Annotated in this window: 6 protein-coding genes; all 6 read right to left on the bottom strand. The window is 75.8% G+C overall.

Annotated elements, in window-relative coordinates:
* Positions 1-789, bottom strand: a 789-nt coding sequence (locus AB0D99_RS35395; RefSeq protein ID WP_362372271.1) for a hypothetical protein, incomplete at its 3' end; no start/stop codon positions are given.
* Positions 782-985 carry a hypothetical protein gene (locus tag AB0D99_RS35390; RefSeq protein ID WP_352072771.1) on the bottom strand — a complete coding sequence of 68 codons (204 nt, stop codon included), beginning with the start codon at positions 983-985 and terminating at the stop codon, positions 782-784. The genes AB0D99_RS35390 and AB0D99_RS35395, both read right to left, overlap by 8 nt.
* A 610-nt stretch (positions 986-1595) precedes the next feature.
* Entirely contained in the window at positions 1596-2708 is a 1113-nt protein-coding gene (locus AB0D99_RS35385) for an FAD-dependent oxidoreductase (protein WP_362372267.1), read from the bottom strand.
* Positions 2705-4024, bottom strand: a complete 1320-nt coding sequence (locus AB0D99_RS35380) for an FAD-dependent oxidoreductase (RefSeq protein WP_362372264.1) — start codon at positions 4022-4024, stop codon at positions 2705-2707. Before AB0D99_RS35380 ends, AB0D99_RS35385 begins: the two co-directional genes overlap by 4 nt.
* Entirely contained in the window at positions 4021-6153 is a 2133-nt protein-coding gene (locus AB0D99_RS35375) for a molybdopterin oxidoreductase family protein (RefSeq protein ID WP_362372261.1), read from the bottom strand. Before AB0D99_RS35375 ends, AB0D99_RS35380 begins: the two co-directional genes overlap by 4 nt.
* Positions 6146-7107: MFS transporter (locus tag AB0D99_RS35370; protein ID WP_362372258.1), on the bottom strand; the 962-nt coding region annotated here is incomplete at its 5' end. The genes AB0D99_RS35375 and AB0D99_RS35370, both read right to left, overlap by 8 nt.

Genomic DNA, 7107 nt, shown 5'->3' with positions numbered 1-7107 from the left:
CTCGCCGACGGCGTCGAGCCGCATCCTGCCCCGGGGCGGCGCGCTGTGCCCGCCGGCCACCGGCGACTCCAGCACGAACCCGTCCGGGCGGGTCTGCGGGGAGCGGGCGAGGTAGGCGGCCAGGACGTGCGAGGAGACGATGGCCAGCAGCCGGGGCCGCTCCAGCGGTCGGGGCGTGCGGCCGAGCAGCGCCACCGGGTCGATGCCGACGGTGTGGCGTTCCTCCGCGTCGGCCTCCGCCACCGCGACCGATATCCGCGCCGGCCGGTGCGCGGCGAGCGCGTCGAGCAGCCGCGGGATCTCCGAGGGGATGCCCGCCCCCATCAGCACGTAGTCGGCACCGGCGAGCATCGCCCCGTAGACGGCGGCGGGCGTGGCCATCTGGATCTTCTCCAGATAGTTGATCCCGATCGGGCCCTCGTGTCCCTCCTTCGCAAGGAACACCTCGGCGAAGTTCGCGACCACCGTGAGCTCGTCCCGGACCCGGTGCGAGCGTAGGCCCAGCCGGGGCACCGGCCGGTACGGCAGGCCGTCCCCGGCGCCACCGGGGACGAAATACCGGGACAGGACCCGTTCGGCGACCTCGGGAGCCGGAAAGTGTGCCAGCGCCCTGCGCAGGTGCCCGCCCGGATCTCCGCGTTGCAGCCGCCTGGCCAGCACGACGTCCAGCGCCGTCCCGGACACCACGCCGAGCTGTCCGGTCCGGGCGACGGCCCGCGCCAGCCGCCACCCGGACACGCCGACCCCCATCCCGCCCTGGATGAGAAGGGGCGGCCTGGCCTCAGACACGTCGGGCTCGGACCGTACCGGCCCAGGCGAGCAGGGCGAGCTCCTTCGCCCGGACGGCCTCGCGGGCGGCGCGGGCGCCGGCGTTCCCCCTCGTGGCGCCGGCCGTCCGGAAGGCGCCGATCGATGAGGGCGACGGGTCGCGGGTCTCGCGATGCTCCGCGTGGAAGACGCCGGTGAACTCATGGGAAACCGCCAAGGCAACGCCCTTCTGGACGGCGGAGCGTCAGGGCTCCGCCGGTGTTTGGATGCGTCTGCGATCCAAGCGCCCCGGAGACGCCCTCACCCAGTGGCCAAAGTCCCGAATCGGCAGGCCCTACGGTCACATTCCGGCTCCGCCGCCCGCCGGTGGCGAGCCCCACTCCCGCGCCGGGGCCGGCGGCGCCACGCCCATCCCGCGCCCGGCGCTCCCGTCGCCCCCCCGGATCCGGCAGGGCGGTGACCTGGCCGGGCGCCTGCTCCCCCAGCGCGTCCCCGGCGACCGTGCCGTGCTCGTGATCACGCCCGCAGGGCTGTCCGGTACGGTCTGTTGCGTTGTCGTTTGTCGTAATAAAGCACGTCGCAATAATCGAAGGGGTTCGACACCGTGCGAAAGGCACCGCTCATCGCCGTCCTGGCAGCAGGCCTCACCGGCTGCGGCCTCGTGTCCAGTCCCTTCGCCCAGCCGCCCGCCCCGCCCGGGCCGGGCGGCCCCCCCCCCCCGCGGCGCCCCGGGAGACCCCGGCGGCGCCGCGTCGCGCTGCTCCGGCCCCTGGTCAGGGGCGCGTGTCGGCTCCCGAGGTTCAGGGGCGGGCGCCGGCCCCCGAGGTTCAGGGGCGGGCCGTGCCGACCTCGACCCGGCCGAGGAGGGTTCGGCCGTCCGGCGCCAGGACCAGCTTCCGGTAGCGGCCGCCGGCCCCGTCGGCCTCGCTGAACTCCATCGCGCCCTCGGTGCGGGCATGGATGTCGCCGAAGCCCGAGACCCCGATGCCCAGCAGCTTGAGCCGTGTCGGCGTGCCGGTGTCCGTGAACGGCGTGTGGTCGAGCCCGAGGAGCTGCCGGGCCACGGAGGCGGCCATCCGCAGACCGGGGGCGACGAGCCCGTGACAGCGGCCCTCGACGGCGGCGCACTCGCCGACCGCCCAGATCCGCCCGTCCGCCGTGCGCAGCCGGTCGTCCACGAGGAATCCGCCGCGTTCGCCGGTCGGCAGGCCCGCGGCCGCGGCGAGCTCGTCACGGGGCCGGATCCCGGCGGAGAAGACGACGAGGCCGGCCTCGATCTCCGTACCGTCCGCGAGCCGCACCCGGTCCGCCTCCACGGAGACCGTCGTCGCCCCGCAGTGCACCTCGACACCGAGGTCCCGCACCAGCGCGGCGAGGAGCCGTCCGCCGCCCGCGTCCACCTGGAGCGGCATGAGGCGCGGGGCCGCCTCGACGACGTGCGGGCGCATCCCGAGGTGCCGCAGCGCGTCGGCGGCCTCCAGGCCGAGCAGCCCGCCGCCGATGACGACACCGGGGCGGCCGGCGCGGGCGGCGGCGCGGATCGCGTCGATGTCCTCGACGGTTCGGTACGTGAAGCAGTGCGGCAGGTCGTGGCCGGGGACGGGCGGAACGAAGGGCCGGGACCCGGTGGCCAGGACCAGGGCGTCGTAGCCGAGGCGCGTGCCGTCGGCGCACCGTACGGTCCGCTGCTCCCGGTCGATCCCGGTCACGGTCGTGGAAAGACGCACGTCCACCAGGGAGTCGGGGGCGGGCAGCGCGAGATCGGCGGGTGTCGGGCCGGAGACGAGGGAGGAGAGCGCGACCCGGTCGTAGGCGCCCCGCGGCTCCTCCCCGAGCACGACCACCCGCCATCCGTCGGTGCGGTCCAGGGTGCGCAGCTCCGTGACGAGCCGGTGCCCGACGGGTCCGTAGCCGGCGACGACCAGCGTCCGGCGGCTCATCGGACGCCCTCCGGCACGCGCAGCGCGGCGCACACCGCGCGGACCGCGTCGGCGCAGCCGCCGCAGCCCGTGGTCGCCCGGGTCGCCGCGGCCACCGCTCCGACGTCCCGCGCGCCGTCCTGCCAGGCCCGCACGACGGTCCCCTTGCTGACGTTGTTGCAGTGGCAGAGCACGGAATCGTCGGCGAGCGCGGCGGGATCGCCGTCGTCGGCGGCCCCGGCTCCGGGGCCGAGCAGGAGCGGGAGCCGGTCCGCCGGCACGGGGCGCCCGCGGTCGTACAACTGGCTCACGGCCGCGATCCCTTCGGGCAATCCGACCAGCACGGCCCGCACCACCTTCTGTTCCGTGATCTCGATTCGCGCGTACCGCCCCCGCGCCGGGTCGGAGAAGGTCACCGTCTCGTCGCCGCCGGCCTCCGCCGTCCACCCGCGCGGCCCCAGGCACAGCAGGTCCAGCCCCGGGACGCGCGGCCGGACCACCGGGGGAGCGGGGACGTACGAGGCGTCGCCGCCGGTCAGCAGCGCGGCCAGGGTCTCCGCCTGCGCCAGCGTGCCGGCCAGGTCCGGTGCTCCCACGAGGTCCGGGGTGTCCGTGCACGCGCCGATCGCCCGGATCGAGGGGTCGCTCGTGCGCAGGCGGCCGTTGACGACGACGCCGCGCCGGACCGCCAGACCGGCCCGCTCGGCCAGCGTGGTCTCCGGGGCCGTGCCGGTGCACCGCAGGACGGTGTCCGCGCCGAGCGTGTCGCCCGCCGGGACGTACGCGCCGAGCCGCAGCTCGATGCCCCGGGACTCCAGACGCGCGGCGACCAACTGCCCGGCCATCTCGTCCAGGAGACGGTGCAGCGGATACGGGCCGGGGTGCGCCAGGACCACGCGGTGGCCGCGGGCGCGCAGCGCCGACGCCGTCTCCACGCCCAGGACGCCGCCGCCCACCACGGCCACCTTGCCGCGCACCGGGCGGGCGCAGTCGGCCAGGGTGTGCACATCGCCGGACGGCCGCGCGCCGGTCGCCAGGACCAGCGTGTCGTAGCCCAGGCGCGTGCCGTCGGCGCACCGCACGGTCCGCCGCTCGCGGTCGATCGCGAGAGCCCGCAGGCCCGTCCGTACCCGCACCCCCGCCGGTGGTGGCGGCAGCGTCAGCGCGCCCGGCGGCAGGCCGCCGGCCAGGACCGAACCGAGCAGGGTGCGCTGGTACGCGGGGTGCGGCTCGTCGCCGAGGACGGTGACCGGGCCCTCGTGCCCGAGGGCGGCCAGACGGGCCGTGAGCCGGTGCGCGGCGAGGCCGTTGCCGACGACCAGGATCCGCCCGTTCACGCGGTCACCGCGGTCCGTGCGGCGGCGGCCTCGTCCACCGGAGTCCGTGCCGGCTCGACGCGTACCGCGCTCACCTTGAACTCCGGCATCCCGCTGCGCGGATCGAGCGCCCCGCCGGTCAGCAGGTTCGCCCGCCCGTCGCCCGGGAAGTGGAAGGGCAGGAACACCGTGTCCGTGCGCAGGCTCTCCACCAGCCGTACCCGCGCCACCACGGACCCGCGCGCCGACACCACCCGGGCCAGCCCGCCCGCCTCCACCCCGGCCCGCCGGGCGGCGTCGGGGTGGATCTCCACGTACGGCTCGGGCTCGGCCTCGTCGAGCCGCCGTACCCGCCTGGTCTGCGCACCGGACTGGTAGTGGGCCAGCACCCGGCCGGTCGTCGCGTACAACGGCAGCTCCCCATCGGGCAGTTCGGCGGAGTCACGGTGCTCGACCGGCAGGAAGCGCGCCCGCCCGTCCGGATGGGCGAAGCCGTCCAGGAAGAGCCGGGGGGTGCCCGGATGCGCGGGCCCCGACGGCACCGCCGGACAGGGCCAGTGCAGCGCCTCGCCCGCGTCGAGCCGTTCGTAGCTCACGCCGGAGTAGTCCGCCCGACCGCCCTCCGTCGCCCGCCGCAGCTCCTCGAAGACCTCCCGCGGCCGGGCCGGGTACCGCTCGGCCGGCTCCCCGAGCCGTACCGCGAGCCCGCGCAGCACCTCCAGGTCGCTCCGCACTCCCGGCGGCGCGTCGAGCAACGCCCTCCGGCGCAGCACCCGCCCCTCCAGGTTCGTCAACGTGCCCTCCTCCTCGGCCCACTGGGTCACCGGCAGCACGACGTCCGCCATCCGCGCGGTCTCGGAGGGGACGAAGTCCGCCACCACCAGCAGGTCGAGCGCGGCGAGCCGCTCGGTGACGTGCCCCGCGCGCGGGGCGGACACCACCGGGTTCGAGCCGAACACCAGCAGGGCGCGCGGACCGTTCTCGGTCCCCAGCGAGTCGAGGAGTTCGTACGCGCCGGGTCCCGGGCCGGGGAGGGACGCGGCGTCCACACCCCACACTCCGGCCACGTGGTCACGGGCCGCCGGGTCGGTGATCATCCGGTAGCCGGGCAGCTGGTCCGCCTTCTGGCCGAGTTCCCGCCCGCCCTGTCCGTTGCCCTGACCCGTCAGACAGCCGTAGCCGCTGCCCTCCCGGCCCGGGAGCCCCAGCGCGAGCGCCAGGTTGATGAACGCCGAGACCGTGTCGGCGCCCTTGCTGTGCTGTTCGGCGCCCCGCCCCGTGAGGATGTACGCCCGCCGCGCGTCGGCGAGCAGCCGCACCGCCTCCCGCTGGTCCGCGACCGGAACCCCGGTCACCCGCTCGGTCCGCTCCGGTGTCCACGGCAGCGCCCGCTGCCAGGCCGCCTCGAAGCCGTTCGTCCGCTCCCGGACGAAGGCGTGGTCGAGCCGTCCGTCGATCAGCGCCAGCTGCAGCAGGCCGAGCGCCAGGGCGAGATCGGTGCCGGGTGCCGGGCGCAGATGCAGCGCGGCCCGCGCGGCGGTCGGGGTGCGGCGCGGGTCGAGGACGATCAGCGCGGCCCGGTCCAGATGGCGCATCAGCGGCGGCATCGTCTCGGCCGGGTTCGCCCCCGCGAGCAGCACCACGTCGGCGCGCCCGAGATCGGTGACCGGGAAGGGCAGACCCCGGTCGACGCCGAAGGCGGCTTTGGAGGCGGCGGCGGCCGAGGACATGCAGAAGCGGCCGTTGTAGTCGATCCGGCTGGTGCGCAGCGCGAGGCGGGCGAACTTGCCCAGAAGATACGCCTTCTCGTTGGTCAGCCCGCCGCCGCCGAAGACACCGACCGCGTCCGGGCCGTGCTCCCGCCGGATCGCCCCCAGCCGCTCCGCGACCAGGTCGAGGGCGGCGTCCCAGCCGGCCGGGGCGAGCCGTCCGTCCCCGCCACGCACCAGCGGCTCCCGCAGCCGGTCGGACACGGTCAGCACGTCCGGCGCGGTCCAGCCCTTCTGGCACAGACCGCCCTGGTTGACCGGGAAGGCCGACGGGGAGACGGACACCTCGCCGAGGGCGTGGCTGAGCTTCGTCCCGCACTGCAACGCGCAGTACGGGCAGTGCGTATGGACGGTACGGGACCCGGGAGGGAGGTCAGACACGGCTGACTCCACGGCGTGCGGGCGGGGCCGCCGGCGCCTCGCGGGCGGGGACGGCGGGGCGCAGATAGACCGCCCAGGTGACCGCCACGCACAGCGCGTAGAAGCCGAGGAAGGCGACGAACGCCGGGGCGCCGCTGCCGCCCTCGGAGCCGTACGCCGCCCGGAACGCCAGGTTCACCGCGACCCCGCCGAGCGCGCCGACGGCACCCGCGATGCCGATCACCGCCCCCGAGAGGCGCCGGGCGCGGGCGAACGCCGCCGTGGCGTCCGCGCCGTCGGTGACCTCACGGCCGGCCCGCTCGGCGAAGACGGCCGGGATCATCTTGTACGTGGAGCCGTTGCCGATCCCGGTGAGCACGAACAGGACGGTGAACCCGGCCACGAACAGTCCGAACGACCCCCGTGCGGAGGCGAGGAGCAGTCCGCCGGTCCCGGCCGCCATCGCCACGAACGTCCACGCGGTCACCCGCGCCCCGCCCCAGCGGTCCGCGAGCCGGCCGCCGAAGGGGCGGGCGAACGAACCGAGGAGCGGGCCGAGGAACGTGTACGAAGCCGCCTCCAGCGGGCTGGAGCCGAACTGGGTCTGCAGGACCAGACCGAAGGCGAAGCCGTAGCCGATGAACGAGCCGAACGTGCCGATGTAGAGCAGCGAGATCCACCACGTGTGCGGGGTGCGCACGGCGTCGCGCAGGGAGCCCTTCTCACCCCGTACCCGCGCCAGATTGTCCATCCGCAGCGCGGCGAGCAGCGCGACGGCGACGATCAACGGCAGGTAGAAGGCGGCGACGTGGGCGGGATGCGTGTCACCCACGGTGGCGATGACGAGCAGACCGAGGAGCTGGACGACGGCCACGCCCAGGTTGCCGCCGCCCGCGTTGAGTCCGAGGGCCCAGCCCTGGTGGCGCTGGGGGAAGAAGGCGGTGATGTTCGTCATCGAGGAGGCGAAGTTGCCGC

The sequence above is a fragment of the Streptomyces sp. NPDC047971 genome, assembly GCF_040653355.1.
In the GTDB taxonomy this organism is placed as follows: domain Bacteria; phylum Actinomycetota; class Actinomycetes; order Streptomycetales; family Streptomycetaceae; genus Streptomyces.
The sequence above is the reverse complement of the archived record's forward strand: the minus strand, read 5'-3'. Positions and strand labels throughout refer to the sequence as shown.